Annotated in this window: 25 protein-coding genes; 6 read left to right on the top strand and 19 right to left on the bottom strand. The window is 73.5% G+C overall.

What is annotated here, in order from left to right:
- Positions 1 to 115: 115 nt before the first annotated feature.
- The 5 genes from AB0469_RS18285 to AB0469_RS18265 form a co-directional block, all read right to left on the bottom strand.
- Positions 116 to 973, bottom strand: coding sequence for a hypothetical protein (locus AB0469_RS18285; RefSeq protein WP_366452434.1), 858 nt, complete (start codon positions 971 to 973; stop codon positions 116 to 118).
- Positions 954 to 1,847 (bottom strand): aldo/keto reductase, encoded by an 894-nt coding sequence (locus AB0469_RS18280; protein ID WP_366452433.1) that lies wholly within the window; start codon positions 1,845 to 1,847, stop codon positions 954 to 956. The genes AB0469_RS18285 and AB0469_RS18280 overlap by 20 nt, the downstream gene beginning before the upstream one ends.
- Positions 1,844 to 3,028 carry a cupin domain-containing protein gene (locus AB0469_RS18275; RefSeq protein ID WP_366452432.1) on the bottom strand — a complete coding sequence of 395 codons (1,185 nt, stop codon included), beginning with the start codon at positions 3,026 to 3,028 and terminating at the stop codon, positions 1,844 to 1,846. The genes AB0469_RS18280 and AB0469_RS18275 overlap by 4 nt, the downstream gene beginning before the upstream one ends.
- A 19-nt stretch (positions 3,029 to 3,047) precedes the next feature.
- Positions 3,048 to 3,179, bottom strand: a complete 132-nt coding sequence (locus AB0469_RS18270) for a hypothetical protein (RefSeq protein ID WP_366452431.1) — start codon at positions 3,177 to 3,179, stop codon at positions 3,048 to 3,050.
- Positions 3,180 to 3,346: 167 nt separating this feature from the next.
- Positions 3,347 to 3,574, bottom strand: a complete 228-nt coding sequence (locus tag AB0469_RS18265; protein ID WP_366452430.1) for a hypothetical protein — start codon at positions 3,572 to 3,574, stop codon at positions 3,347 to 3,349.
- Positions 3,575 to 3,999: 425 nt separating this feature from the next.
- Here AB0469_RS18265 and AB0469_RS18260 point away from each other — a divergent pair, with 425 nt between their 5' ends.
- Positions 4,000 to 5,115, top strand: coding sequence for an XRE family transcriptional regulator (locus tag AB0469_RS18260; protein ID WP_366452429.1), 1,116 nt, complete (start codon positions 4,000 to 4,002; stop codon positions 5,113 to 5,115).
- Positions 5,112 to 5,930 (top strand): class I SAM-dependent methyltransferase, encoded by an 819-nt coding sequence (locus AB0469_RS18255; protein WP_366452428.1) that lies wholly within the window; start codon positions 5,112 to 5,114, stop codon positions 5,928 to 5,930. Before AB0469_RS18260 ends, AB0469_RS18255 begins: the two co-directional genes overlap by 4 nt.
- Before the next feature lie 69 nt (positions 5,931 to 5,999).
- Here the strand turns inward: AB0469_RS18255 and AB0469_RS18250 are convergent, their stop codons facing one another.
- Complete coding sequence (locus AB0469_RS18250; RefSeq protein WP_366452427.1) at positions 6,000 to 6,416, bottom strand: hypothetical protein; 417 nt, start codon at positions 6,414 to 6,416, stop codon at positions 6,000 to 6,002.
- Between the two features lie 163 nt (positions 6,417 to 6,579).
- Here AB0469_RS18250 and AB0469_RS18245 point away from each other — a divergent pair, with 163 nt between their 5' ends.
- A complete protein-coding gene (locus AB0469_RS18245) occupies positions 6,580 to 6,738 on the top strand; it encodes a hypothetical protein (RefSeq protein ID WP_366452426.1) in 159 nt (52 codons plus the stop codon).
- Between the two features lie 23 nt (positions 6,739 to 6,761).
- On the opposite strand, the gene AB0469_RS18240 is transcribed toward AB0469_RS18245, so the two are convergent.
- From AB0469_RS18240 to AB0469_RS18230, 3 genes are all read right to left on the bottom strand, one after another.
- Positions 6,762 to 7,658 carry a YhjD/YihY/BrkB family envelope integrity protein gene (locus AB0469_RS18240; RefSeq protein WP_366452425.1) on the bottom strand — a complete coding sequence of 299 codons (897 nt, stop codon included), beginning with the start codon at positions 7,656 to 7,658 and terminating at the stop codon, positions 6,762 to 6,764.
- A 112-nt stretch (positions 7,659 to 7,770) separates the two neighbouring features.
- Positions 7,771 to 8,640 carry an ion channel gene (locus tag AB0469_RS18235; RefSeq protein ID WP_366452424.1) on the bottom strand — a complete coding sequence of 290 codons (870 nt, stop codon included), beginning with the start codon at positions 8,638 to 8,640 and terminating at the stop codon, positions 7,771 to 7,773.
- Between the two features lie 2 nt (positions 8,641 to 8,642).
- Positions 8,643 to 9,674, bottom strand: coding sequence for a YncE family protein (locus AB0469_RS18230; protein WP_366452423.1), 1,032 nt, complete (start codon positions 9,672 to 9,674; stop codon positions 8,643 to 8,645).
- Positions 9,675 to 9,779: 105 nt separating this feature from the next.
- Between AB0469_RS18230 and AB0469_RS18225 the strand changes: the two genes are divergently transcribed.
- The gene (locus AB0469_RS18225) at positions 9,780 to 10,313 is read left to right on the top strand and encodes a hypothetical protein (protein ID WP_366452422.1); all 534 of its coding nucleotides are present in this window, start codon (positions 9,780 to 9,782) and stop codon (positions 10,311 to 10,313) included.
- Here AB0469_RS18225 and AB0469_RS18220 read toward each other — a convergent pair.
- From AB0469_RS18220 to AB0469_RS18175, 10 genes are all read right to left on the bottom strand, one after another.
- Positions 10,292 to 12,349 carry a PE-PGRS family protein gene (locus AB0469_RS18220; RefSeq protein WP_366452421.1) on the bottom strand — a complete coding sequence of 686 codons (2,058 nt, stop codon included), beginning with the start codon at positions 12,347 to 12,349 and terminating at the stop codon, positions 10,292 to 10,294. The two genes, AB0469_RS18225 and AB0469_RS18220, sit on opposite strands and share 22 nt — an antisense overlap.
- Positions 12,350 to 12,554: 205 nt before the next feature.
- Entirely contained in the window at positions 12,555 to 13,412 is an 858-nt protein-coding gene (locus tag AB0469_RS18215) for a carbohydrate-binding protein (RefSeq protein WP_366452420.1), read from the bottom strand.
- 113 nt (positions 13,413 to 13,525) lie between these two features.
- Positions 13,526 to 14,458: a helix-turn-helix domain-containing protein gene (locus tag AB0469_RS18210; protein ID WP_366452419.1), complete on the bottom strand. Its 933-nt coding sequence runs from the start codon at positions 14,456 to 14,458 to the stop codon at positions 13,526 to 13,528.
- Positions 14,459 to 14,987: 529 nt separating this feature from the next.
- Positions 14,988 to 15,956, bottom strand: coding sequence for an ABC transporter substrate-binding protein (locus AB0469_RS18205; RefSeq protein ID WP_366452418.1), 969 nt, complete (start codon positions 15,954 to 15,956; stop codon positions 14,988 to 14,990).
- A 1-nt stretch (position 15,957) separates the two neighbouring features.
- The gene (locus tag AB0469_RS18200) at positions 15,958 to 18,015 is read right to left on the bottom strand and encodes an ABC transporter permease subunit (RefSeq protein ID WP_366452417.1); all 2,058 of its coding nucleotides are present in this window, start codon (positions 18,013 to 18,015) and stop codon (positions 15,958 to 15,960) included.
- Positions 18,016 to 18,085: 70 nt separating this feature from the next.
- A complete protein-coding gene (locus tag AB0469_RS18195; RefSeq protein WP_366452416.1) occupies positions 18,086 to 19,228 on the bottom strand; it encodes a glycine betaine/L-proline ABC transporter ATP-binding protein in 1,143 nt (380 codons plus the stop codon).
- The gene (locus AB0469_RS18190; protein WP_366452415.1) at positions 19,225 to 20,868 is read right to left on the bottom strand and encodes a GMC oxidoreductase; all 1,644 of its coding nucleotides are present in this window, start codon (positions 20,866 to 20,868) and stop codon (positions 19,225 to 19,227) included. The genes AB0469_RS18195 and AB0469_RS18190 overlap by 4 nt, the downstream gene beginning before the upstream one ends.
- Positions 20,865 to 22,397, bottom strand: a complete 1,533-nt coding sequence (locus AB0469_RS18185; RefSeq protein WP_366452414.1) for an aldehyde dehydrogenase family protein — start codon at positions 22,395 to 22,397, stop codon at positions 20,865 to 20,867. The genes AB0469_RS18190 and AB0469_RS18185 overlap by 4 nt, the downstream gene beginning before the upstream one ends.
- A gap of 211 nt (positions 22,398 to 22,608) precedes the next feature.
- Positions 22,609 to 22,932 carry a multidrug efflux SMR transporter gene (locus AB0469_RS18180; RefSeq protein ID WP_366452413.1) on the bottom strand — a complete coding sequence of 108 codons (324 nt, stop codon included), beginning with the start codon at positions 22,930 to 22,932 and terminating at the stop codon, positions 22,609 to 22,611.
- The gene (locus AB0469_RS18175; protein WP_366452412.1) at positions 22,929 to 23,582 is read right to left on the bottom strand and encodes an NAD(P)H-dependent oxidoreductase; all 654 of its coding nucleotides are present in this window, start codon (positions 23,580 to 23,582) and stop codon (positions 22,929 to 22,931) included. The genes AB0469_RS18180 and AB0469_RS18175 overlap by 4 nt, the downstream gene beginning before the upstream one ends.
- A gap of 112 nt (positions 23,583 to 23,694) precedes the next feature.
- Between AB0469_RS18175 and AB0469_RS18170 the strand changes: the two genes are divergently transcribed.
- The gene (locus AB0469_RS18170; protein WP_366452411.1) at positions 23,695 to 24,255 is read left to right on the top strand and encodes a helix-turn-helix domain-containing protein; all 561 of its coding nucleotides are present in this window, start codon (positions 23,695 to 23,697) and stop codon (positions 24,253 to 24,255) included.
- 168 nt (positions 24,256 to 24,423) lie between these two features.
- Positions 24,424 to 24,930: a hypothetical protein gene (locus tag AB0469_RS18165; protein ID WP_366452410.1), complete on the top strand. Its 507-nt coding sequence runs from the start codon at positions 24,424 to 24,426 to the stop codon at positions 24,928 to 24,930.
- Positions 24,931 to 24,938 lie beyond the last annotated feature (8 nt).

Raw genomic sequence — 24,938 nt, 5'->3', positions numbered from 1 at the left:
GTTCGAGATCTCTTTCTACACGGTCCGTCAAGCCGTCGCGGCACGAGTCACCGTGGGTTCAGATCCCACACCCCCGCCACACGTCAGGGCGGGCCGGGGCTCGTACGGACGCCGGTCAGGCGGTCGGCTGGGCGAGGGACGAGGCCGGAGGACGGACCCCTGTCAGATCTTCCGCGCGTTGGCGGAGGAACGGGGCCAACTCCACGTACCAGCCACGCCCCACGGCCTGGAGCATCTCGGCGAGGGCGATCTGTTCGCCGATCCGGCCGGCGGGGGTGTCGAGGACGGGGGCGAACTCGGCGCGGATGCGGTCGGCGACGGCGGGGACGCGGAGGCTGTTCACGTAGAGCATCGCAGGGTCGTAGCCGACGGGGACCGCGCCCCAGCGCTCCCAGTCCAGGATGACGAGAGGATCGTGGGTGAGGTTGGCCCACTGGAGGTCGCCGTGCCCGGTGACGCGTTCGGTGATGGCCGGGGCGGGGATTCCCAAAAGCTCGGGGAAGGCCCGGTCGGCCCAGGACTGACGGATGGTCTCGCGGGGCGGCTCGGCGGTGCCGAGAGCGGTAAGACTCTCCCGCAGGGTCGTCCACCAGGAGTCCGGCAGGCCCGGGTCCTCGGTGAGTTCCGGCGTCTCCGGCGAGATGACGGGCTGGGCGATGTAGTCGATCAGCTCAGCCTCGAAGACGTACGCGCCGCCGTCCCAGCGGTGCAGGTCGTGGAGGCGCGGCCGGGACACCTTGTCGGACACCCGTTCCTCGGCGAGGGCGATCCCCTCGTTGCGGGTGGCGGGGGTCTTGGCGGCTTCGCCGCAGTGGACGCGGAGCCAGTGGCCGCCCTCGGTGCGGCTTCCGATGGTGCGACCGAGCCATCCCCAGGCCGGCGCCCCGGTCGTGGTGGCCGAGAGGCGGGCGGCGGCATCGGCCAGGGCGTCCTCCATGCGTACCCTGGTGGTCTCATCCTCGGGCGAGTACATCGGTGACCTTCCTGAGGTGGCCCGGATCGAGCGGGGCGGCGACGGTGGCCTTCGCGGCCGCCCAGTGAGGGGCGGTTCCGGCAGACAGCAGTACCACGTCCAGGCTCGGGCATGAGGCCGCAGCGAGGAGACAGGCGGTACCCGGCGAGGCCCCCGGCCGGATGAATTTGGCCAGTTCGGGCGTGACGAGGCTGGGCAGCTCACCGCCGTGCAGCGGCGAGGAGCCGAAGGTGATCAGGCCCGCCGCACGGGCCAGGACGAGGGGGCCCCGGCCATCGAGGGAGAGGGCGATGGGCCTTGCCATGACGAGGCTGACCGGCTGTTGGACGGCCCGGAGGTGATGCTCACCCGAACCGGCCGCTTCGATGGCCAGGCCCAGGAGTTCGGACACGGAGAAGGCGTCGTGCGCGAACCCGGACCAGGTGGCCACGCCGTACCCGCCGATCCTGCCCGCGGTAGCGAAATCCTCCAGCACCGCGAACACATCACGGAGTGCCGCATGGAGCTCCGTGGGACGGAGGCCGGCGTGCTCCGGGTTGTGCACGAACACGAGGTCGATCCGGCCGAGAGCAGCCAGAGACCTCTCCGTCTGCCAGCGGACGAATCCGGGATCGAGGCTGTGTCCGGCCGCAACCTCGGCGGCGGCGAGGGCCCCGGCTCGAAGTGCAGCCGCGCCCTCATCCGGAGCGAAGAAACCCGTCTTCGTCGCCACCATGGCGCGCGGGTGGTGAGCGATGACGGGGCCCAGTACCTGGTGGGCGCTGCCGTAGTTGGGGGCGGTGTCGATCCACACGAGCCCGTCGGCGCATGCGGTGCGAGCCGCCTGTTCGACGGCTCGCACCCGGTACGTTCCCAGCCCCAGGGAAGCCGTCACAGGGAGCCCCCGACGACGGCAACGGCCTGACCGGCAACCAGCGCGGAGACGACCTCCGCCACCTGGACGAGGGGGAGACCGGACTCGGCGGCCAGGTCCGCGAGGGTGGCCGGCGGTCCGTCGGCGAGAAGGCGGAGGACCGGGGCGACGGGGAGGGCGAAGGTCCACTCGCTCCCCGCCCCGGCGAAGGACACGGCCTGGTCGTCCTGGTCGATACGAGCACAGGACACCGTGACCTGGACGGTGATGCCCGGTTCGGCCGGAACGGCGGCGATGTGGGGCAGCGACAGCCGCGGGCGCCCGGGGTGCGTCACGTCCAGGGACGCTTGCCAGCGGTCCAGCACCGCAGGGTCGTCCAACGCGGCCAGTACGTCCTTGCGTACGGCAGCCAGGTAGTCCGCCCGCTCCTCAGGGGTGCCGAAACGCGGTACGTCCGCCCGGACGGTCACGCTGGCCCTGAGGTCGTCACACAGCCAGCCCAGGAACTCGGCGCCGGTCTGCGCGGCGAGTCCGAAGGTGAGGTGGAGAGATGCAGTGCCCTGGTCGGCACTCACGGCGTGCCACCAGCCACGCGGAAGGTAGAGCAGATCGCCGGGCGTCAGGACGATGTCCGCGATCGGCTCCCCTGTCGGGGTCTCGGGTGCTTCCACGTCGCGCCAGGCAGGGGCCTGCCGGGTCGGGCCGTAGATCTTCCACCGCTTGGAGCCTTCGAGCTGGAGCACCACGACGTCGTGGTCGTCCCAGTGGGTGCCGAAGCCTTCCTCGGCGGTCCACGAGGCGTACGCGTTGACCTGCACGGGGGTGCGGAAGAAGCGCTCGAGGCCGGCCGCGGCTTCCCGGACGGGCGGGTGAATCTGGTCGATCGCGTCGATGACCAGGGACGCGCCCTCGGCAAGCCGTGCGTGGAACTCGGCAGGTTGCGGCAGGTACCAGGACACCCCTCGACGGTTCGTGCGGAGGACCGAGTACGCCGTCGCCGGAATCACTTCCCCGGCGCGCGAGAGCCGCATCCGGGGCGGTCCGAGGCGGTGAGAGGCGACGATCTCGTTGAGGTCGTCCCAGGTCAGCAGCGAGAGGCGGGCGCTGCCGTTGGAGCGGATCACTGTGTGGGCCTGGAAGCACGTCCGGGCGAGGAACGTGTCCCCGCCCAGACGCCCGGCCCACGATGCGGAATCAATCACCGTGGGTCTCCTCGGTCGATCAGCTGTCGTTCATGTCCGACCGGCCGCCCGTGTTGTCCGAGGCCTCCTCGGCACGCGAGCGGGCCGCAGCGATGCGGCGGACACCGATCAGCAGACCGCTGGTCTGCTCGGTGGGAGCGTTCTCGTCCATCACGAACTCCTTCTTGGTCTCAAGGGATCCCGCCGGGGTCTCGACGGGAAATCTGTGAGTCAGCTCCCGGGGTCTCCGGCAACGGCCAGGGTGACCACCAGGACGCTGACGGCGATGACGTACAGGAGGACGGCGAGCTGTTGGCGCCAGCCCCAGGGGGCTTGCTGTCAGCCGCGTTCCAGGCTGGAGGGGTCCTCGACCACCCACTCCACCCCACCGCTCTCAGGCCGCGCGAAGACGGCGTTCTGCATGACGACGCGGGTCTTCGGGTCCTCGAACTCGCCGATGAACTGCACGATGCCGGTGCGGCCCTTCAGCGGGTCGTGGACGAGGGTGCCTTCACTGACCCAGCCCGGCACGGTCTGACGCTGACGGATACGGCTCTTGGCGGACACTGCGCCTCTCCTCGGTCTCGGTCGGGCACTGCACTCCAGGGACGCAGCGGGCCGCAGGCGTGACGTTGCGGACGGCCCTACGGCCCGCTGCGAGGGGAGGCCGCCTCTCCGGGCGGCTGAGATCAGTCAACTCCGCCGGCCAGAACCCCAACAGGGCATTCCGCTGGGCACGTTGTAGGCACTCGGAAGGCAGATTGCGGCTACGCTTTCGGCGCCCGACTCGACCAGCGGACGGCGGGATGATGGCGAACGAAGCTCTTCGCGGACGCAGGAATGCCCAGCGATGGACTCAGGCCCAGGTCGCGGGGCGCGTCTGTGCGCAGGTCCAGGAGGCCACTGGGCGAGTCCCGGAGCTTGACGCGAACTGGGTCTCCCGTCTTGAGCGAGGAGCCTGGCCTTCCGGCGAGTACAGGGCGGCCTTGTGCGTGGTGTTCCAGGTCGCCAGCGAGGCGGAGCTGGGCCTCTACCCCAAGGGGGCTGCCGCACCGGAAGGAAGGCCGGCCGCAGGGGCCCCGCCTGGTGATGTCCGATCGCTGGCCGCCGATACGGAGCTGTCCGCCCGGTTGACTCGGCATGCGGCGGAGACCAACGTCAACGCCCTCGTGCTGGAGGAGTTCGACGCGGACGTTGAACGACTCGCGCGGGACTTCGTCAGCCGACCTCTGTCCCTCATGGTCCCGGAGATCCGCACGGCTCGTACGGAGGTGTTCCGGTTACTGGAGGGCCGACAGCACCCCAGGCAGACTCGGCACCTGTACGTGGTTGCGGGGTGGCTGTCCGGTCTCGCGGCGCATGCGTCACTCGACCTGGGGCACCGCTCCGCCGCGGCCACGCATGCCCGCACTGTGGTGCAGTGCGCGGAGATCTCTGAGCACTCACCCTTGCGCGCATGGGCACGGTCGTTCCAGTCACTGGCCGCTTACTGGGCGGGGGAGTACCGGCGGGCAGGAGACCTTGCACAGGCCGGGCAGAGCGAGGGCCGAGGCCCCGGAACGGGAACGATCAAGGCCCGGCTGCTGAGCCTGGAGGCACGGGCCCGCGCAGCCGAAGGGGACAACCACAGCGCGCTGCGGATACTGGCACTCGCCCAGGAGGCGCGGGGTGCCGCGGGACGCGACGAGTTGCCCGGGGTATTCACCTTCCCCGAGGCCAAGCAGTGGACCTACGCCGGGACCACGCTGTTGGCCGTCGGGGGCGACGAGCAGATCCGGCACGCCATAAGCGCGTCCGATCGCGCCGTGGAGCTGTACCGGGCCGGGCCGGAAGGCGACCGCTCGCCCGGCGATCTACATGCCGCCCATCTGGACCTGGCCACGGCCTGCCTTGCCAGTGGTGAGATCGAGGGAGCTGCTGCGAAGCCCTCGGAGGTGTTCACCGCCGAGGGATACACGGCGAGCATCACGATCAGGCTCCGCAATCTGGCCGCGCTCCTCGGAAGCGAGCCGTACCGTGGCGCACAGTCGGCAGTCGATCTCCGCGCGCACATTCACGAGGTGACCGTCCGGCCCGCTCTCGCCAGCAACCCCACGGAGCCCCGATGACCGCCCAGCCCACGCATGATCATTCGGTCACCGACCGCAGCCTCCTCTCCACCAAGGCGTACGGCACGGGCCAGCACCTGGCCGCCCGACAGTCCCTCTACCAGTGGCAGACCCCGCGCCACGATCTTCCAGGCATCGTCGTGAACGAGCTGGCCGGCACACGCGGCGCGGTCGCGGACGCGGGCTGCGGCAACGGCACGTTCGTCGCCCGGGTACGGGAGGACCGTCCCGACCTGACCGTGCTTCCGATGGACGTCTCCCACGGCATCCTCGGCGCCATCCCCGGAGCCGTGGTCGCGGACGTCCAGCAGCTGCCCATCGCGGATGGAGCCCTCGGCGCGGCTCTGGCACTGCACATGCTGTACCACGTCGAGGACCAGGCCCAGGCCGTGCGGGAGCTGGGCCGTGTACTGGCACCCGGCGGCATCGCCATCGTCTCCACGAACAGTCAGACCGACAAGCGGGAACTGGAGCAGCTCTGGCGCCAGGCCGCGGGCGACGTGCTGGGCGTCCACGAGGGTCCGGCCCGAGTGCAGCTGTCTGCCCGCTTCACCCTGGAGGACGCGCCGACGATCCTCGGCACGGTCTTCGGCGAGATCCGCACGATCCTCCTCCCCGGGGTGATCGAGGTGACCGACGCCGAACCGGTCGTCGCGCACCTTGCCTCGTACGAAGCCTGGGCGGACAGGATGGGCGTTCCGTTCAGGGAGACGATCGAGCGCGCACGGGAGCGGGTCGACGAGGTCATTCGGGCAGAGGGCGCGTTTCGCGTCACTTGCCTGGGCGGCATGCTCGTCTGCCGGCCTCACCGGTAAGGCCCGCAGGATCGGGGAGGCCCTGTACGCGCTCGCCCGGGCGGCTGCGGAGGAGTTCGAGCGTGGTTGTCAGCGGGCGGTGATGTGGGTGAGGGCGGTGTGGAGCCGTCGGACGGCGTCTTCGGCCTCGGTGTACTGCTCGGGGGTGGGCTGGACGGCGCCGAAGCTGAAGCCGTCCTCGGCGGGCAGGGCGCGCCAGTGCAGCACGGGCGTCAGGGCGGTGGAGGCCGCGCCGAGGAACCAGGCGAGGCGTCCGTGGACGCTGGCGACGGCGGTGGCCAGGACGGCGAGCGCTTCCCGCAGGCATTCCAGGCGGTCGATCGCGGAGAGGGCTTCCTGGGCGTGCGGAGAGCCGATGGCGGCCTGGAGGTCGGCGGCGGCCTTCGCGGCGACGGTGCGGTCGGTGGGGGCCGGCTCCCAGGTGCGGTCGCGGACCTGCCGCTCGGCTTCCTCGGCCAGACCCTCGATGCTCGCCCGCATGTCCATGCGGTCACCATAAGACCCGGGGCCGGTCGCGGGAGGGCGCCGCGACGGGGGGGCGGGGAACGCCGGTGTCGCCGGGTCTTCGCCCGGCGGCCCTCGTGCAGTGCGCACGAGAGAAGTGCCGTCAGCGGGCATGGACTGCGGCGCAGCGGTCCAGGATGTTCCCATGCCCGAAGATCCTGTTCAGCTCGTCGAGGCCATCGCCACCGCCGTGCGCGAGGGAGACGACCGCCGCATCGGCCTCCTGTTGGGCCGGCTCAAATACGTGGCCGACGTCTCCCACCTGATACAGCTCCGCCGGAGGCTGTACTCCTCCGAGGGGTAGGGAACCCGGGCGACTCGGCCCGCTCAGCGTCTTCTGGTCAGGCGGGTCAGGAAGGCCTGGCCGCGGGTGGTCCGCCAGCGTGACCGCGTCTGGCGCAGGAGGGTGTCCCATTGGAGCCGGACCTCGTGGTCGGGCGGCCGTTCGCCTCGGCCGATCCTGACGAGTTCGTCCTGCACCTCGCGCCCGAGGGCGGCCGAGCAGACGGTTGCCAGCATGGCTCCGAAGAGCGCGGAGAGCATGGCGAAGACCGCGCCGACGGCGCCGTAACGGTTCGTGTAGGAGTTGAACATGCGGGGGAGATAGGCGGTCATGGCCATCGAGTAGCCGGCGAGCAGGACCGCTCCGATGCATCCGAAGGGCGTGAGGCCGCGCTTCGTGATCCGGCCGGCGGACAGGATCCGCCCGCCCCAGACGAGGAAGGCCGCCGTCAGCGGTGCCATGACGGCGGACGCTCCCAGGGCCAGGGGTCTGCGGCCGAGTGCTGCGTGGATCCAGCAGCTCAGCGCGGCGTACACGGCCAGCAGCACGATCCATTTCAGGTCGTTGACCGTGTTGCGGACGCTCAGTGGCCGCAGCTCCCAGCCCTGCTCGAAGAGCCGTTGGGCGGCTCGCGCGAAGCTCAGCACCGAGATCAGGAGGAAGACGGCTCCGAAGACCCCCAGCGAGGCCGGGTCGCCGGACGCGGACAGGACGTGGCGCACGGCTTCGGCGCCGTCCCCCGTCAGCCCGTAGCGGTTGATCACGCCTTCGGCGATGTCCTTGCCGACCACGCGCGTCGTGAGGAGGCCGCAGAGGATGGCCAGGGGCACCAGGGCCGTCAGTGCGGCGGAAGCCAGGGCCATCGACCGGTCGAAGCCGACGAGCCGCTGGAACCTGTTGGCCACGCGCAGCGCGAACGCGGGGCGGAGCCAGAAGGTCACGGCCCTCAGAACGGTCTCGCGGCTGACGGGTGGCGTTTTGGGCCTCCGAGCGGTGTGTGGTGACGTGGGGTGTGTGGTGACGTCAGTCGAGTGTGCCGACCGGGGCTTTCCGTCAGTGCGGTGGATCGGCGCCGCCGCCGTGTCCCGCGGGCGGCGGATCCGGACCGGCCCCGGAGACCGCCCGGGTGAGGGCCTCCACCTGCCCGCGGAGGGCGGCGATCTCGGCGCGCAGGGCCTCCAGGGTCGCCGGGGCGGGCTGCGCGCCGGAATCCTGCGCGGGCCCCCCGGGACCCGCGAGCGGCTCCTCTCCGTCCTCACCCCCGAAGAAGCTGGCCAGGGAACCGGCCAGGAGGCCCAGAACGGCGAGTCCGGTGATCATGATCATGAAGCCCGCCCAGCGTCCGGCGGGCGTCTGCGGGGTGATGTCGCCGTAGCCGACCGTGGTGAGCGTCACCACGCCCCACCACACGGCGTCACCGAACGTGGCGAACTCCGGATTCACGGGCCGCTCGGCGCGGTAGGCGACCACGACCGCGACGAGCACCACGCCGGTGGCGACCACGACCAGCCGTTCCAGCCGCGCCAGGAGCCGCCGCGCCCCCCGGGCCGCCAGCAGCAGGCGGGCCAGCCTCGCCAGGCGCAGGACGATGACGAACCGTCCCGCCTCGGCGCCGGGCAGCAGGAACCACGGGGCGGTGGCGATCACCACGAACAGGTCGAAGCGGCCGAGCACCGAGCTCGCGTAGTTCCCGCGGAGGCGTACGCGCACCACGTAGTCCGTGAGGAAGACCAGCCAGGCCGCGACGTTGACGGTGGCGCTGAGCCACTCGCCGGGCTCGGGCACGACGACGAGCGGCAGGAGCGCCGATGCGACCATCGGCAGCCGCATCCGCGCGTCGAACCGCTTGAGCCGGTCGCCGTCACCGTCACCGTCTGCCGCCGACCGGCTGAACTCGTTCCGTGCCTCAGGAGCGGTGCCCATGCTCAGATCCCGGGCCGCCGCGCCGCATCCGGTGCCGCCACGCCCGTCGGCCCGTCGCCCACGGGCACCGTGTCCGTCGTGCGGGCCGTCGAGGTGTCGATGACCGACAGGGTGTCCGAGTCGAAGTTGCTGACGTAGACCCGGGAGCCGTCCGGGCTGACGGCGAGGCCGTTGGGGCCGCGTCCCACGGCGACGGTCGCCGTCACGGCACGCTCGCGGGTGCTGATCACGGACACGTTGTCGGAACCGATGTCGGCGACGTACACCTGTCGCCCGTCCGGTCGCACCCCGATGCCCGCAGGCTGGTCCCCGACCGGGATGCGGTCCGTTTCCGCGCCGTCGTGCACGTCGACCACCGACACGTCGTCCGACGTCAGGTTGGAGACGTACAGGCGGCGGCCGTCGGGGGTGAGCACCAGAGCGGTCGGTCCGCTGCCGACGGGGATGGTGCCGGTGACCGTTCCGGTGGCGGTGCGGACCACTGAGACGGTGCCGGACGCGGCGTTGGCGACGTACAGGGTGCATCCGTCGGGCGCAACCGCCACGCCCAGCGGGGCATCGCCCACCGCGATGGTGTCCGTCACGGCATGCGTGCGGGTGCTGATGACCGACACGTCGTCCGACCCGACGTTGGCGACGTAGACCTTCCGGTTGTCGGGCGAGACCGTCACCCTGCTCGGTTCGTCCCCGACGGCGACGGTGGCGACGACCGTCCTGGTACGGGCGTCGACCACCGATACGGTGTCCGCCGCGGAATTGGTGACGTAGACCCGGGTGCCGTCGGGGCTGACGGCCACGCTGTCCGGTCCGTTGCCGACGGGAACGCTGTCCACGAGCGCGCCGGTGCCGCTGTCGACGACCGACACCGTGTCGGAGTGGAGGTCGGCGACGTAGACGAGGGCATCGGGACGCGGGGACGGCCCGGCCGCCGGCGTTCCGGCGGATGCGCCGGCCGGGGTTCCCGGTCCCGTCAGCGCCGCCGCCGCACAGAGCGCCACGGCTGCTCGCCGCCCCATGGTCCGATTCCGCGTCATGGGGCCACGCTAGGGCGCCGGAGCGGAATCCCGTGTGAGGCTCACGGCTCCGGGGGCCGGCGGCGCTGTCCGGGGTTGTCGGTGCCCGGTGTTAGCGTCGCAGCCATGGCAAACCGTTCATACCTCTACTCCGCCGACTCGATGCCGAACGAGGTGGAGATCCCCCAGCGGATCCGCTGCATATCCGAGCACAACCGGGACGTCCCGCTCGCGCACAAGCTCATGGTGGGGCGCGGGACGACGGTCGTCCCGTCCATGATCTGGAACCCTCCGATCGGCATCGCCGCGGACTACGCCGGCGGAGCGGCCCTGCTCCGCGACCTCCTGCGCGCGGTCGGCGAGGGCCTGGAGGACGACGCGGAGTTCGCCGCGTGCGTGGCCAGGACCACGGCCCACCTGGAGAAGCAGCAGGCGAAGTACTTCGTCCTCGAGACCGGGGAGATCGTCTCGATGTCGGACGGCGATCCGACGGCGAGCGTGCGGAGTCTGGTGTCCGACGACATCCCCGACGCCGTCGCCCAGGCCGAGGCGGCGATCGCCGGCGGCAACGACGACTGGCTGGCTGCGGTCCGGGCCGACTGGCAGACGCACTTCGCCTCCTTCTACGCCGACGCGCTCTACTTCTCCTTCCCCGGCTGACGGGCGACGGCGGCCGCACCCCCCCCGCAGCGGGCGGCCACGGCGTGGACGACCGGCAGGGGGACGGTCGGGTTGCGGGCGGCGGCCGCGGCCGTGTGCGGGTCGAGCAGACGGGCCGCCAATACGCCCGCGGGCAGCGCGCGGTGGGCGAGCGCGAGGTCCCGTATCCCGTCGTCCGGGTCCTGCGCGAGGCGGACCGCGTCGGTCGCGGACAGCCGGGGGTCCTCGGCGGCCCGGCGGCGCACCTCGGGGTCGCGGTCGCGGGCGAAGCGGGCGACGAGCGCGGGCGTCGACAGCGGATCGTCGAGTGCCAGCCGCCGCATCCGCCCGTGGGGGTCGTCGGCGTACCGCAGGAGTCCCGCACGGGGGAAGTTGGGGTGCGAGCGGGGGCGGTCCGGGGACGACAGACTGCCGGTCCACCAGGTCCACACCCGCAGGAGCATCTCGGCGGGGGCATCGTCACAGGACTCGGCGAGGAACAGCTGCACGGCCCGGTCGGTGTCCCAGGCGAGGCGGCCGACCACGTCGGGCGGGAGGCGGCGGGCACGGGCGACGCTGCGGCGCACCAGGACGTGGGAGGAGGCGGCGAGCCGGCGCATGGCCTCCGCGTCCCCGTGCAGGTCCGCGACCCATTCCAGGATCCCGTAGCGGCTGCCCGGGGCGATGGAGACGGGGATCGCGGCCCGCTGCTCCTCGGTGAGGTCCGCGCGGAGCGCGACCACGTGGCGGACCCCTTCGTCGGCGTCCGAGGCGAGCCGGGCCACCGCGTCCGGCGTCAGGCGGGGGTTCTCGGCGAGGGCCCCGCGCAGGCCGGGTTCTCCGGTGGCGAGGAGGTGGTCGACGAGGGCGGGGGCGAGCAGGCAGGACCGGACGGCCCGCTCCCCGAGCGCCCCGCCCTCGAAGTCCTCGAAGTCCTCGCGGGACAGGGGGACTTCGGTGTGGTGGCACAGCCGGGCCGCGATCCGTACGCCGGCGGATCCGTCGGCGAGCAGGGCGCGGCGGCGCTCGGCGGGCAGGGCGGCCCAGGCCCTCGGGCAGGCCGCCGCCCGCACCGCGGGTGCGGGGTCCCCGGCCAGGGCGGTGGCGTACCGGTCGGGCAGGCCGGCGAGCCGGGCCGTCTCGGCCCGGACCCGTGCGGAGGGGTCGGCCGCCAGTGCGGCCCAGGTGCCGTCGTCGAGGACGCCGCGGGTGTCGACCGCGGTGAAGGCGAGCATCCACCGCTCGCGTTCGGTCGCGGCCGCGCGGAACAAGCGGGTCCAGTGGGCGGGGCCGAGAGCGCACCCCCGCTCGGCGACGTGAAGCCTGAGCTTCGGGTCGCCTGCGGCGAGGGCTGCCTCCACCGCCTCGTCCGGCGGGAGGAGCCACATCAGGCCGGGGTCACGGCGCATCAGGTCCAGCCGTACGCCGCGCGGGGTGCCCGGGTTCGCGACGAGGCCCCGGCGCCAGTCGTCGGGGACGGCCGTCACGGCGTCGGCATCCGCGGAGGGCGGCCGGGCGGTGTGCGCGTCGAGGGCGTCCGCGAAGGCGGCCCAGGCCGCCGCGCCCTCCTCGGGGGTCTCCCGGCCGGCGGCCTCGGCCGCCGCCTCGACGCGGGCGGTCCATCCGGTCACGGCGAGCAGCCGTGCGGCGCCGCGGCCGGACGGCACGCCGACCACCGTCTCCCCGTCCGTCGCGGCCAGCAGCAGTCCGCGGGGGTCGGGGTCGGCCGCGGTGAGCAGCCCCGCGACGGCGGCGACCGGGTCGGCGGCCGGGCAGCGCACTCGGTGCCACGCCCGGCCCGCGCAGCCTCCCGGGGCGTGCGGTCCGCCGAAGGCGAGGAGGAACTCCCGGCCCTCGCCGAGCACGAGCCGGACCGCCCGTGAGGGCCCGGTGCCGGCCTCACCGGCCCCGGCGGCCTCGTCCAGGAGCCGCCGGGCCGCCCCGGCCCTCCGCACGCCGGGGACCCACCAGGTGCCGACGGGCTCCAGGCCCATGGCGGCCAGCAGGGCCGCGTGACCGTCGTGGTCCCGTAGCCGCTCGTCGTGCCCGTCCGCCATGCCCTGCTCCCCTCTCCCCACCGGTCGCTCCGGCGGGCCATCCTCCCCGATCAGGTGCTGCCCGGGCACGGCGGGGCGCCCGGGCCGCCCCTTCAGGACCGTGTCCGGTCCCGCACCGGCCGGTGCGGCGGCCCGTCTCCTCGTGGGTCCGGCCCGAGGAGGCGGGCGCGCCGCTGTGGAGTCCCGGACCCGGGCCGGGCGGTCCTCAGAGGCGTTGCCAGAGGGCCGGGACGTTCGGCGGTTCCCAGCCGGTGACCGCGGTGTGGGCCTGCAGGCAGCGGTAGGGGAGTCCCGCGTACGTGGCCCCGTCGCCGGCCCGGTACGCCCGGCCCGGCGTCCAGGTGCCCGTGGGCGGAGTCGTCGGCGGGGGAGTGGTCGGCGGGGTGGTCGGGTCCTGGGACACGTCCAGGACGAAGTCGAAGGTGCCCTCCTGGCCGGGGCCGGCCTGGCGCAGGTTCATCAGCAGGCGGCTGTCGAAGAGGGTGTCCGTGCCGTTGCGCGGCTCGCCCGGGAAGTACAGCTGGGTGGTGACCACCCGGCCGCCGGGAGCCTGGAGTTTGACGTGGAGGTGGCGGGTGCGCCCGGGGTAGAGCCCCGGAACGATGGTGGAGAGGCCGAAGGCGCCCTGGGCCGTGCTGAACTGGTGCCCGCGGAAGGCGTAGCCGCCGTTGTCGTACGCGCCGTCGTGGTCCGCCTGCCAGAAGTCGAGCAGTACGCCGGGGACCGGGCGGCAGGCGCGCCCGAAGACGTACCCGGTGACGGTGAGCCGGGTGCCGGGTGTACCGCTCGTGACCAGGGAGGTTCGCAGCGGGGAGTCCGGCTTGAAGTACGGGCCCTCCATCTGCTCCACCGTCGGCTCGTCGCCGTCGTGGCAGTCCGGGGTCGGGGCGAGGGCGGTGGCACTGCCCGGGGCCGGTCGTTCGCGGGCGAGTGCGACCGGTCCCCCGACCAGCAGCGGGGCGGCGCCGAGTGCGGCGGCCGCGCGCAGGACGGTCTTGCGGCTGACCCGGCGTTCGCTTCCTGTGGGTTCCGGTGGTGCGGTGGGCTCCTCCGGTACGGGCATCGAGGCCTCCTCGGGTGGGCGGTTCGGGGTGGGGCGAGGGAAAGGGGGGAGGGGCGTGCCCTGCCGGGCATCCGTCCCGGTCGGCCCCGGTCCGCTCGCGATCAGCAGCCAACCTACGGGCCGTCCGGGTGCGCGGCGATGGACTCGATCCGGGGATCGTGGTGATTTCGGCAGGCCCAGTTCCGGAACTCGCCCGGCGACATCCCCGTCTCCCTCCTGAAGAACCGGCAGAAGTACGCCGCGTCCGCGAAGCCGGCCAGGTTCGCTATCCGGCGGACGGTCATGTCCGTGCCGGACAGCAGCCTCTTCGCCTCCAGCGTCTGCTGCTGGCGGATCAGGCTGCCGGGCGGGCGTCCCGTGGCCCGCCGCACGAGCGTCTGGAAGTGCCCGGCGGACAGGCCGAGCTCCCGTGCGTACCAGCCGACCGGCCGGTGCGCTCCACCGGGCTCGCAGAGCAGGCGGCCGAAGGCCGCGGCCAGTTCGGCGGCCCGGTCGCGCGCCGGGGCCGGTGCTTCCGGTGGGGCGCCGGTGCGGTCGAGGGTCCGCGACGCCCGGGCGATCAGGATGTGCAGGCAGGCCCGCAGCACGTTCTGGTACCCGGACCGCAGGTCCCGGTACTCGCCGCCCATGTCGGCCAGGAGCGCGGCGATCGGCGCGGCCTGGTCACCGGCCGGGTGCCCGGGCCGGCCGGCCAGGATCCGCAGGGCGGCCGCGTCGTCCGCGTGGGGCAGGAGGAAGTCCTCGTTGAAGAGCACCACGTGCCCGGTGAGTCCGTCCGCCTCGGCCCAGTGGTGGACCTGGCCGGGGGTGATCACGCACAGCTGCGGGGGCTCCACCGGTCGGCGGACCAGGTCGAGCACGTGCGCGCCGCTCCCGCCGGTCACGTAGACGATCTCGTAGAAGGTGTGCCGGTGGGGGAAGGCGGCGCGCGACAGCGGGCCGATGGTGTCGAAGGTCCCGATCGCGAAGGGCAGCAGGTGGGGGAGGGGGACCTCCAGGTGGTGCAGGGGCAGGTCGGGGAGGCGGGTGTTCCGGAGCCGGTCCATCCCTGAAGTCTCCGGCCCGTCCCTCCCATAGGTACAGACCAATCACGGTCGTCCGGCGTCGGCTCCGGCCCGATCCGCGGATTCCCGCGCCCACCCGAGCGGGCGGCCGGTCCGGCTGGGCGCCGGCCGGTCCGGGCTGCTGTGGCACCATCCCTGTCGTGGTCGACCGCACGGATGACGTGGACTGGTCCGGGCTGTTCCACGGCCTCGGGCCGGCCTCCGGTACTCCGCGGCACCTCGCGGCACCTCGCGGCACCTCGCGGCGCTCCGGGGTGACGACGCGGGGGCGTTCGTCGACGGGTACTCCCACCTCTGGTCGGCTCGTGCTCACGTACGACCTGCTCCGGCGGGTTGACGCCATCGCAGCGCGTGACCGGGCAGCCGGCGGGAGGCCGGAGGGCGCGCCGTCCGCTTCGGATGCGTTGGCCGGCCGGAGGTGGACGGCGCCGAGGTGGGGCCCTGCCGGGGAGGGGGCGGCGGTCCTGACCACCGCCCCCGCTCCCCCCGCTCCCGTCGCTGCCGTGTGCCGTCAGGCGGGCAGCCAGGCCTTCCAGGTGGCGCGGTTCTCCTTGACCCACCGGGCCGCCGCCTCCTGCGGGGTCAGCTTCTCCTCCGCGATCATCAGCGCGACGTCGTTCTGCATGGCCGTCGTCCAGCGGAACTTCTTCAGGAAGGCGGCCGCGTCACCGCCGTCCTTCGCGAACCGGGCGTTGAAGAACTTCTGCAGCGGCGTGTGCGGGTACGCGCACGCCACCTTCTCCGGATCGGCGTCGCAGCCCTTCTCGTACCCGGGCAGCGCCACCTCCGTCAGGGGCACCTTCTCGAACAGCCACTGCGGCTCGTACCAGTAGGTCAGGAAGGGCTTCTTCTCCTTGGCGAACTGCCTGATCTGCGTGATCTGGGCCGCCTCGGAGCCCGCGAAGACCACCTGGAAGTCCAGGCCCAGGTTCTTCACCAGCGCCTTGTCGTTGGTGACGTACGACGGGGAGCCGTCGAGCAGCTGCCCCCTGCCGCCGCTCTCCGCGGTGCGGAACAGGTCGGCGTACTTGCCGAGGTTCTTCCAGTCGGTGACGTCCGGGTGCTGCTCGGCGAAGTACGTCGGCACGAACCAGCCGATGTGCCCGGTGACCCCCAGGTCGCCGCCGCGGGCGATGGTGCCCTTCCCGTCGATGTACCGCTGCTCCTGCTCCGGGTGCCCCCAGTCCTCCAGGATGGCGTCCACCCGGCCCTGGCTGAGCGCGTCCCAGGCCGGCACCTCGTCGATCTGCACGGTGTCCACGTGGTAGCCGAGCTCGTGTTCCAGCAGGTACTGGGCGACGGCCACGTTGGCCTGCGCACCCACCCAGGACTGCACGGACAGCGTCAGCGTCCGGGAGCCCCCGGTGTCCGCGAACGGGGAGGACTGGCGGGTCATGTCGGCGGCGCCGCAGCCGGCGAGGCCGGCCCCGACGGTCAGGGCCGCGGCGGCGGCCAGGGCTGCGATACGGGTACGGGCCACCTCAGGCCCCCTTTCCGGTGCGGGTGCGGCGTTCCGTCGGCTGGGTGACCCGGTCGAGCACCAGGCCCAGGCAGACCATCGCGGCACCGGCGACGAGACCGGTCGCCAGGTCGCCCCGGGCGAGTCCGAACACGGCGTCGTAGCCGAGTGCCCCGCCGCCCACCAGGCCGCCGATGACGACCACGGCCAGGACCAGGACCACGCCCTGGTTCACGGCCAGCAGCAGCGCGGGCCGGGCCAGCGGCAGCTGGACCTGGAACAGCTGCTGGCGCGCGGTCGCCCCGAGCGAGCGCGCGGACTCCACCGCGCCCTGGTCGACCGCCCGCAGGCCCTGCGCGGTGATCCGCACCACCGCGGGCAGCGCGTACACCACGGCCGCGGCGACGGCCGGGGCGCGGCCCACGCCGAACAGCGCGACCACCGGGATCAGGTACACGAACTGGGGCATCGTCTGGAACACGTCCAGGACGGGCCGCAGCACGCCGTCCAGGCGGGCGCTGCGCGCGGCGGCCGCGCCGAGGGCGAAACCGAGCGGCAGGGTCACGGCGACCGCCGCCAGCACCTGGGAGAGGGTGTCGAGGGCGGGCGCCCACACGCCGAGGGCGCCGATCGCGGCCATCGCCAGGACCGCGGTGGCGGCGGTCCGCCAGGTGCCGATGAGCAGGGCGAGGGCGCCGACCGCCAGCAGGACCGACCACCAGGGCAGCCACTGCAGGCCCGAGCGCAGCGGGTTGAGGACCCCGGTGGTGAAGTGGGAGGCCCAGTCGGCGGTGCCGCCGACGGCGGGCACCTCGGAGTACAGGTGCGCGGTCATCCAGTCCACGGCCCGGTTGACGGGCCCGGCGGTGTCCACGGTCCACGCCCGCGGCCAGTCGAGCCGGCCGGTGAGGTGGCCGGCCGCGGCGATCGCGGCCACCAGGGCGGCCGACGCCGGGGCCACGGCGCGGCCCGGGCCGGCCGGGCGGTCCGGAGCGGACCCGAGCCGGGCGCCCGCGGCGGCGGTGACACGGTCCAGGACCGCGGCGAGCAGCACGATCGGCACGCCCGCGGCGAGCGCCGCACCGACGTCCACGGAGGCCAGCGCCTGGTACACCCGGTCGCCGAGGCCGCCCGCGCCGATCACGGAGGCGATCACGGCCATGCCGAGCGCCATCATGATCGACTGGTTGACGCCGAGCAGCAGCTCCTTCCGGGCCAGCGGCAGCCGGGCCGTCAGCAGCCGCTGCCGGCCGGTCGCACCGAGGGAGGCCGAGGCCTCCATCACCCCGGCGTCCGCGCCGCGCAGCCCGAGCGCGGTCAGGCGGGCCATCGGCGGGGCGGCGTACACCACGGTCGCCAGGACCGCGGCCGGCACGCCGATGCCGAAGACCAGCACCACCGGCAGCAGGTAGGCGAAGGCGGGCAGCACCTGCATGGTGTCGAGCAGCGGGCGCAGCACGCGGTCCATCCGCCCGGACAGGCCGGCGGCCAGCCCGAGGAGCGCGCCGAGCACCACCGACGCGAGGACCGCCACCACCATCAGGGCGAGGGTCTGCAGGGTGGGGACCCACATGCCGAGCAGTCCGCACGCGGCGCACGCGGCCACGCAGACCAGGGCGAGGCGCACCCCCGCGAGCCGCCAGGCCACCAGGCCGGCCGCGGCGGTCACCCCGGCCCAGCCGAGGCCGAGCAGCAGCAGGTACACGGCGCGCACGGCCACGACCACGGCGTTGCTGACGTGCCCGAGGAAGTAGAGGAAGAGCGGGTGGCCGTCGCGGTTGTCGACGATCCAGTCGCCGGCGCGCTCCAGCGGCCCCGACACGTCCACGGTGAGCCCGCCCGGCCAGCTGCCGCCGCCGAGCAGGACGGCGCCCAGGACGAGCAGGAGCGCCGTGCCCGCACCGATCAGCCGGCCGCGGCGGCGCCGCAGCGGGGCCCGCGCTCCACCGGAACCGGAGTCCGCGCCGGGGCCCGGCTTCAGGGGCCGGTCACCCGAGCCGGGCCGTCCGGTCGTGGCGGCCGGGCCGGCGCCGCGCTCGGTCGTACGGTCGGCGGGAGCGGAAGGGGCGGTGGCGCTCATCGGCCGCACCGCCCGCGGCCGGGAACCCCCGTGCCGCCGCACGGCGGCGGCCAGGTGGTGTGGGGGTACATCAGGCCACCGCCTTCCCGGCCGCGGCGGGGACCCCGGCGACCACGCCCAGCAGCGCCGACTGGTCGACCACGCCCAGGCACCGCCCGTCCTCGACGACCCGCGCGTTCTCCCCGGTCCGGGCGACCGCCTCGATGGCCTCGTGGACGGTCGCGGTCGGTGCCAGCGCGGGCCCGGCCCCGGTCTCCTCGGCCCGCGCCGGGCGCATCGCCGAGCGGACCGTCAGCACCTGCTCGCGCGGCACGTCCCGGACGAAGTCGCGGACGTAGTCGTCGGCGGGGGAGCCGACGATCTCCTCGGGTGTGCCCAGCTGCACGATCCGGCCGTCCCGCATCAGCGCGATCCGGTCGCCGAGCCGCAGCGCCTCGCCGAGGTCGTGGGTGATGAAGACCATGGTGCGGCCCTCCTCGCGGTGCAGGCGGACGACCTCCTCCTGCATGTCCCGCCGGATGAGCGGGTCGAGCGCGCTGAACGGCTCGTCGAAGAGCAGTACTTCGGGGTCGACCGCGAGCGCGCGGGCCAGCCCCACCCGCTGCTGCTGGCCGCCGGACAGCTGCCCGGGCCGGCGCAGCTCCATGCCCTCCAGGCCGACCTTCGCCACGAACTCCGCCGCGCGCTCGCGGCGTTCCCCGCGGCCCACGCCCTGGATCTCCAGGCCGTAGGCGACGTTGTCGAGGACGGTGCGGTGCGGCAGCAGCCCGAAGTGCTGGAAGACCATCGCGGCGCGGTGGCGGCGCAGTTCGCGCAGCCGGGCCGGGTCCATGCCGAGGACGTCCTCGCCGTCGATGGAGAGGCTGCCCGAGGTCGGCTCGATGAGCCGGGTCAGGCAGCGGACCAGCGTCGACTTGCCGGAACCCGACAGGCCCATCACCACGAACACCTCGCCCCTGCGCACGTCGAAGGAGACGTCGCGGACGGCGGCCGTGCAGCCGGTCCGCTCGCGCAGCGGGGCGGCGTCCAGCGACGCCAGTTCCGGATCGGCGGGAACCCGTCCGGCCTTCGGCCCGAACACCTTCCACAGGTTCCGTACGGCGAAGACGGACCCGGACCCGGCCTCCGGCACGCCCTTCGCGGGGCCGGCGGCCGGCCGGCTGTCCGGCCGGTCCTCGGGCCGGTCCCCCGCATGTCTCGTGCTCCGGCTCATCGGCGGGCACCTCCCAGCAGTTCGGCGCACTTCTCCCCGACCATCAGCACCCCGATCATCGGGTTCACGGCGGGCATGGTCGGGAAGACGGACGCGTCGGCGATCCGGACGCCGGACAGGCCCCGGATCCTCAGATCGGGTGTGACGACGGCGAGCGCGTCGTCCTCGGCACCCATCCGGCAGGTCCCGGCCGGATGGTAGACGGTGTGCGCGACATGCCGGGCGTACGCGCTGAGCTCCTCGTCGGAGGTGACCTCCGGGCCCGGGCAGACCTCGCGCCGCAGCCAGCCCGCCAGCGGCTCGGCCGCCGCGATCCGCCGGGCGATCCTGATGCCGTCGACCAGGGTCCGGCCGTCGTAGTCGTCCTCGTCGGTGAAGTACCGGAAGTCCAGCGCCGGCTTGACCCCGGGGTCGGGGCTCGTCAGGTAGAGCCGGCCGCGGCTGCGCGGCTTGGGGATGTTCGGGGTCATCGACACCCCGTGGGCGGGGCGTTCGTAGCCCAGCCGCTCCGGGTTGTCGGTGAACGGCACCTGGTAGAAGTGGAACATCAGGTCGGGCCCCTGCGCCGCCGGGTCCCGGCGGACGAACAGCCCGGCGTCCGAGTCCATCGCCGAGTTCTCCGGTATCGGACCGTGGGTCTCCCACACGATGACCGACTCCGGGTGGTCGAGGAGGTTCTCGCCGACCCCCGGCAGGTCGTGCACGACCGGGATGCCCAGCTCCTCCAGGTCCGCCCGCGGTCCGATGCCCGAGTGCAGCAGCAGCCGCGGCGAGTCCACGGCGCCCGCGCACACCAGCACCTCGCGGCGGGCCCGCACCACGTGCTCCCGGCCGTCCGCGGTGCGCACGTGCACTCCGGTGGCCCGGGTCCCTTCCAGCTCCAGCCGGAACGCCCACGTCTCCAGGGCGAGGTGCAGGTTCGGCCGGTCCAGGAAGGGGTGCAGGTAGGCGACCGAGGCCGAGGACCGCTTGTTGTCCTCCGGGTGGTACGCCAGGTCGAAGAAGCCGACCCCCTCGTGGAAGGCCTCCTTGTTGAACCCCTCGACCCGGGGGACGCCGAGGGCGCCCTGAGCCGCCTCCACGAAGTCCCGGGCGATGGCGTTGCGGTCGTCCTCGTGGACCGGGACGATGTGGTTGCGGAGCCGGTCGAAGTACGGCTCCATGGAGGCGGCGTCCCAGCCCTCGGCCCCGGCGTCGGCCCACTCGTCCCAGTCGGAGGGGAGCGGCTTGAACGAGATGAGCGTGTTGTGCGAGGAGCAGCCGCCCAGCACCCGCGCCCGGCTGTGCCGGATGTGGGAGTTGCCGCGGGGCTGCTCGGTGGTGGGGTAGTCGTAGTCCAGTTCGCCGCCGAGCAGCCCCGTCCACCGGCGCAGGGTGAGGACGTCCTCGCGGCCGACGTCACTGGGGCCGCCCTCGATGACGGCCACGCTGACCGCGGGGTCCTCGGTCAGCCGGGAGGCGATCACGGAACCGGCGGTCCCGCCGCCGACGACGACGTAGTCGTACACCTGCCCGTCATGCGGGGCGTCCGGCTCGCGGCGGGCGTCGCGCTCGTGCGGGGCGTCGCGCTCCTGCAGGGCGTGCCGGTCGTGCCGGGTGTGCCGGCCGTACTGGTCGTGCGTGTCGGGCCGGTGGTTCATGCCTGGTCCTTCTGCTGCTCGTTCCGTGCGCCGTCGTCCTGTCCGCCGGCGAACCACCGCACGGGACGGGGGGAGAGGTTCCGGTAGACGTGCTTGGCCTCGCGGTACTCGGCGAGGCCGGTGGGGCCCAGCTCGCGGCCGATGCCGGACTTGCCGAAGCCGCCCCATTCGGCCTGCGGCAGGTACGGGTGGAAGTCGTTGATCCAGACGGTGCCGTGGCGCAGCAGCCCGGCCACCCGCCCGGCCCGCTCCTCGTCGGAGGTCCACACCGCGCCGGCCAGGCCGTACTCGGTGTCGTTGCCGAGGGCGACGGCCTCCTCCTCGGTGCGGAAGGTCTCCACGGTCAGGACCGGGCCGAAGACCTCCTCGCGCACCACGCGCATGCCGCGGTGGCAGCGGTCGAGGACGGTGGGCCGGTAGAAGAAGCCCGGCCCCTGCGGCCGGACCCCGCCGGTGCGGAGCACCGCGCCCTCGGCGAGGGCGGAGGCCACGTACTCCTCGGTCCGCTCCCGCTGCGCGGCGGAGACCATCGGTCCGCACTCGACGCCGGGGTCGGTGCCGCGGCCCAGCCGGATCAGGCCGGCCCGGCGGGACAGTTCGGCGACGAACCGGTCCCGCAGCGGCTCCTCGACGATGAGGCGGGAGCCGGCCGAGCAGACCTGGCCGCTGTGGATGAACGCGGCGTTGAGGGCCTGGTCCACGGCGGTGTCGAAGCCCTCGGGGGTGGCGCAGGCGTCCGCGAAGACGATGTTGGGGTTCTTGCCGCCCAGTTCGAGCGCGACCTTCTTGACGCTGTCGGCCGCCGCCCGCGCGACCTCGGTGCCGCTGGCGAGCCCACCGGTGAACGAGACCAGGTCGACGTCGGGGTGCTCGGCGAGCCGCGCGCCCACGGTGGGCCCGGGGCCGGTGACGATGTTGGCGGCGCCGAGCGGGAGCCCGGCCTCCAGCAGCAGCTCCACCAGGGCGACCGTGCTCAGCGGGGTGATCTCGCTGGGCTTGATGACGAAGGTGTTGCCGGCGGCGAGGGCCGGTGCGATCTTCCAGCTGGCCTGGAGGAGCGGGTAGTTCCACGGGGTGATCAGCGCGCAGACGCCCACCGGTTCGTGGACGACCACGCTGCGGACGTCCGGCGATCCGGTGTCGACGACGCGCTCCGTGCTCTCCTTCTCCACCAGGTCGGCGAAGTAGCGGAAGGTGTCGCGCACGCAGTCGACGTCGGTGCGGCCCTCCTCCAGCGTCTTGCCCGCGTCCCTGCTCTCCAGGGCGCCGATCCGCTCCCGATCGCGTTCCAGCCGGTCGGCGACCCGGCGCAGCAGGGCGGCGCGCTCGGCGACCGGCGTACGGGGCCAGGCGCCCGCGTCGAAGGCGGCGCGGGCGGCGGCCACCGCGTCGTCGGTGTCCCGTACCCCGCCCTCCGCGACGACCGCGAAGGCGGTGGCGTCGACGGGGTCGATGATGCGGCGGGTGTCACCGGAGAGTGCTGCGCGCCACTCGCCGCCCACGTGGATGGTCTGTTGTGCTGCGGTCACGTCGGGTACTGCCTTTCGTTCCTTGGATCCCCCGCCGGTCGCCCGGAGGACCGGAGCGCCCTGCCGGCCGCCCGGAAGCCCGGGTGCCCCCGCCTCCCGGAAGCATGTGCAAGACGGTGCGGAGAGTGATCCACTTCACTGGTCGTATCAGGACATGAGTGAAGATTCAGGACGAAAGACGGCCCGGCGCGGCCACGGAACGCAGTGCTCCCTACACGGCCGGGGAGGTCGCGTGGGACAGTGCCACGCCGCCGATGATCAGGGCGAGGGCGAGGAAGCGGCCCGGGGTGACCGGTTCCTCGTGGACCACGACGCCCAGCGTGATGGCACCGGCCGCGCCGATCCCGGTGAAGACGGCGTAGGCCGTGCCGACCGGCAGGCCCTTCATCGCCAGGGACAGCAGGTAGACGGCGACGGCGGCGAGCGCGAAGCAGAGCAGCGTGGGCAGGGGGCGGGTGAACCCGGCCGTCGGCTTGATGCTCTGCGACCAGGCGACCTCCACCAGGCCGGCGGCGACGAGGAGGAGCCAGTTCACAGGGATCCTCCCGTCGTGCGGGCGGCCTCCAGCGCGGCCGCGCGGGACGCGTCGTGCGCCCCGCGCCGGCCGGCGAGGGCCGGATCGGTGAGGGAGTTGGCCAGTTCGGTGCCGAGGAAGGTCATGTCCTCCTCCGGCACGGCGAAGTGCCCGGCGAAGAAGTCGCGCAGGTAGCGCTCCTGGTGGTCGTACGGGTGGCGCGGGGTGCCCGGGCCGTACGCCCCGCCGCGGGCGTACGCCACGACGAACCGCCGTCCGGCGAGGGACATGCGCGGGAAGGTGACCTGGTCGATCCAGGCCTTCAGGGACGCCGGGACCGAGTAGTTGTACATCGGCGTGGCGATCAGGACGACGTCGGCGGCGACGAGTTCGGACAGCAGCGGCTCGACCACGGCCCAGGCCGCCTCCTGCGCGGGAGTGCGCACGGCCTCCCGGTAGCGGGAGGGGTCGGTGATCCCGTGCTCCAGGACGTGGTCGCACAGCTCGGTCCACGCCTCGCCGATCTGCGGGACGGGGGTCCTGGCCAGATCGCGGCGGATGTGGACGCCGTCCGGGTGGGACGCGCGCCAGGCGGCGGCGACGGCGTCACCGGCCTCCCGGCTGAAGGACCGGCGGCGGGCACTGGCGTCGAGATGCAGCAGCGTGGTCATGACGGGGACCCCTCGGTATCGGCTGGACAGTAACCGGACACAGCGTCCAGTTATACCCGACGAGGGGCTCAACCGGACAGTGCGTCCGGTTATTCGTGTAGGCTGCGGTGCCATGGGGACGAGGGAACGCGCGGACGCCGCCCGCAACCGGGCCAAGGTGCTCTCCGCCGCCGCGGAGCTGTTCGCCGCCGGTGATCCGCGGTCGGTCACGATGGAGGACGTCGCCAGGGCGGCCGGCATCGGCCGCGGCACGCTCTACCGCCGCTACCCGGACGTCACGTCCATCGCGGCGGCCCTCCTCGACGAGCACGAACGCCGCCTGCAGGAGGAGCTGCTGCGCGGCGCTCCTCCGCTGGGCCCCGGCGCGCCGCCGGCCGAGCGGCTCACCGCCTTCTACGGCGCCATGGTCGACCTGCTGGACACCCACGGCCACCTGGTGCTCGGCGCCGAGACCGGCGAGAAGCGCTTCACCGTCGGGGCGTACGGCTTCTGGCGCGTCCACGTCCTCGTCCTGCTGCGCGAGTCCGGCACGCCGGACCCGGAGGCCCTGGTCGACGGCCTGCTCGCGCCACTGGCGCCGGAGGTCTTCCTCCAGCAGCGCGCACAGGGAGTGACGCCGGAGCGGATCAAGGCGGCGCTGGGGCGGCTGGCGGGCGTACTGCCGGCCGTCTGACCGGCCCGGCGGCCCGTCCGGGACGCGTCCCGGCGCGCATCCGCCGCTGCCGGCGAGGGCCCGCCCCCGCCTTCCAGGTGAGCCCGTGGGCTGCGGCGGCGTTCCCCCTCCGCACCGCCGTTGGTATGTTCCGTACCCCGCTCGCCGACCAGGAAGCACGAGGCCCCGATGACGACGTCGTCCCCCGACCCGATGCTGGAGCTGCTGTCGGCGGAGGGTCCGGATCCGGACCACGCGGAGGCGCTGATGCTCTACGGCCGGCTGGTCGGAACGTGGAACATCAGCAACCGGTACCGGTTCGCCGAGGGCCGGTGGCGTACCGCGGCGGGCGAGTGGCGCTTCGGCTGGGCCCTGGGCGGCCGGGTGGTCCAGGACGTGCTCCACTGCCCGGAGTTCCACGACCGGTTCCCCGGCACCACCGTCCGCATGTACGACGTCACGACCGGGCTCTGGCGGATCACGTGGATCTCACCGAAGCTCCCCTCCCACTTCGTCCAGGTCGGCCGGCCCGACGGTGCCGGCGGGATGATCCAGGAGGGAACCGACGCCGAGGGCGTGCGCTCACGGTGGACCTTCACCGACGTCACACCGACCTCTTTCCGCTGGCAGGGGTTCAGCGCCACCCCGGACGGCGAGTTCGAGCTGTTCCAGGAGATGCACGCGACACGCCGCTAGGCCGGCGG

Source organism: Streptomyces sp. NPDC093801, assembly GCF_040701585.1.
In the GTDB taxonomy this organism is placed as follows: Bacteria; Actinomycetota; Actinomycetes; order Streptomycetales; family Streptomycetaceae; genus Streptomyces.
The sequence above is the reverse complement of the archived record's forward strand: the minus strand, read 5'-3'. Positions and strand labels throughout refer to the sequence as shown.

Coding starts and splice junctions, on each gene's coding strand:
- AB0469_RS18235 (WP_366452424.1), bottom strand. CDS start 8,640: ATGGGCACCGCTCCTGAGGCACGGAACGAGTTCAGCCGGTCGGCGGCA.
- AB0469_RS18215 (WP_366452420.1), bottom strand. CDS start 13,412: ATGCCCGTACCGGAGGAGCCCACCGCACCACCGGAACCCACAGGAAGC.
- AB0469_RS18285 (WP_366452434.1), bottom strand. CDS start 973: ATGTACTCGCCCGAGGATGAGACCACCAGGGTACGCATGGAGGACGCC.
- AB0469_RS18170 (WP_366452411.1), top strand. CDS start 23,695: ATGGGGACGAGGGAACGCGCGGACGCCGCCCGCAACCGGGCCAAGGTG.
- AB0469_RS18210 (WP_366452419.1), bottom strand. CDS start 14,458: ATGGACCGGCTCCGGAACACCCGCCTCCCCGACCTGCCCCTGCACCAC.
- AB0469_RS18270 (WP_366452431.1), bottom strand. CDS start 3,179: ATGGACGAGAACGCTCCCACCGAGCAGACCAGCGGTCTGCTGATCGGT.
- AB0469_RS18175 (WP_366452412.1), bottom strand. CDS start 23,582: ATGACCACGCTGCTGCATCTCGACGCCAGTGCCCGCCGCCGGTCCTTC.
- AB0469_RS18230 (WP_366452423.1), bottom strand. CDS start 9,674: ATGACGCGGAATCGGACCATGGGGCGGCGAGCAGCCGTGGCGCTCTGT.
- AB0469_RS18255 (WP_366452428.1), top strand. CDS start 5,112: ATGACCGCCCAGCCCACGCATGATCATTCGGTCACCGACCGCAGCCTC.
- AB0469_RS18225 (WP_366452422.1), top strand. CDS start 9,780: ATGGCAAACCGTTCATACCTCTACTCCGCCGACTCGATGCCGAACGAG.
- AB0469_RS18250 (WP_366452427.1), bottom strand. CDS start 6,416: ATGGACATGCGGGCGAGCATCGAGGGTCTGGCCGAGGAAGCCGAGCGG.
- AB0469_RS18190 (WP_366452415.1), bottom strand. CDS start 20,868: ATGAACCACCGGCCCGACACGCACGACCAGTACGGCCGGCACACCCGG.
- AB0469_RS18165 (WP_366452410.1), top strand. CDS start 24,424: ATGACGACGTCGTCCCCCGACCCGATGCTGGAGCTGCTGTCGGCGGAG.
- AB0469_RS18220 (WP_366452421.1), bottom strand. CDS start 12,349: ATGGCGGACGGGCACGACGAGCGGCTACGGGACCACGACGGTCACGCG.
- AB0469_RS18195 (WP_366452416.1), bottom strand. CDS start 19,228: ATGAGCCGGAGCACGAGACATGCGGGGGACCGGCCCGAGGACCGGCCG.
- AB0469_RS18245 (WP_366452426.1), top strand. CDS start 6,580: ATGCCCGAAGATCCTGTTCAGCTCGTCGAGGCCATCGCCACCGCCGTG.
- AB0469_RS18200 (WP_366452417.1), bottom strand. CDS start 18,015: ATGAGCGCCACCGCCCCTTCCGCTCCCGCCGACCGTACGACCGAGCGC.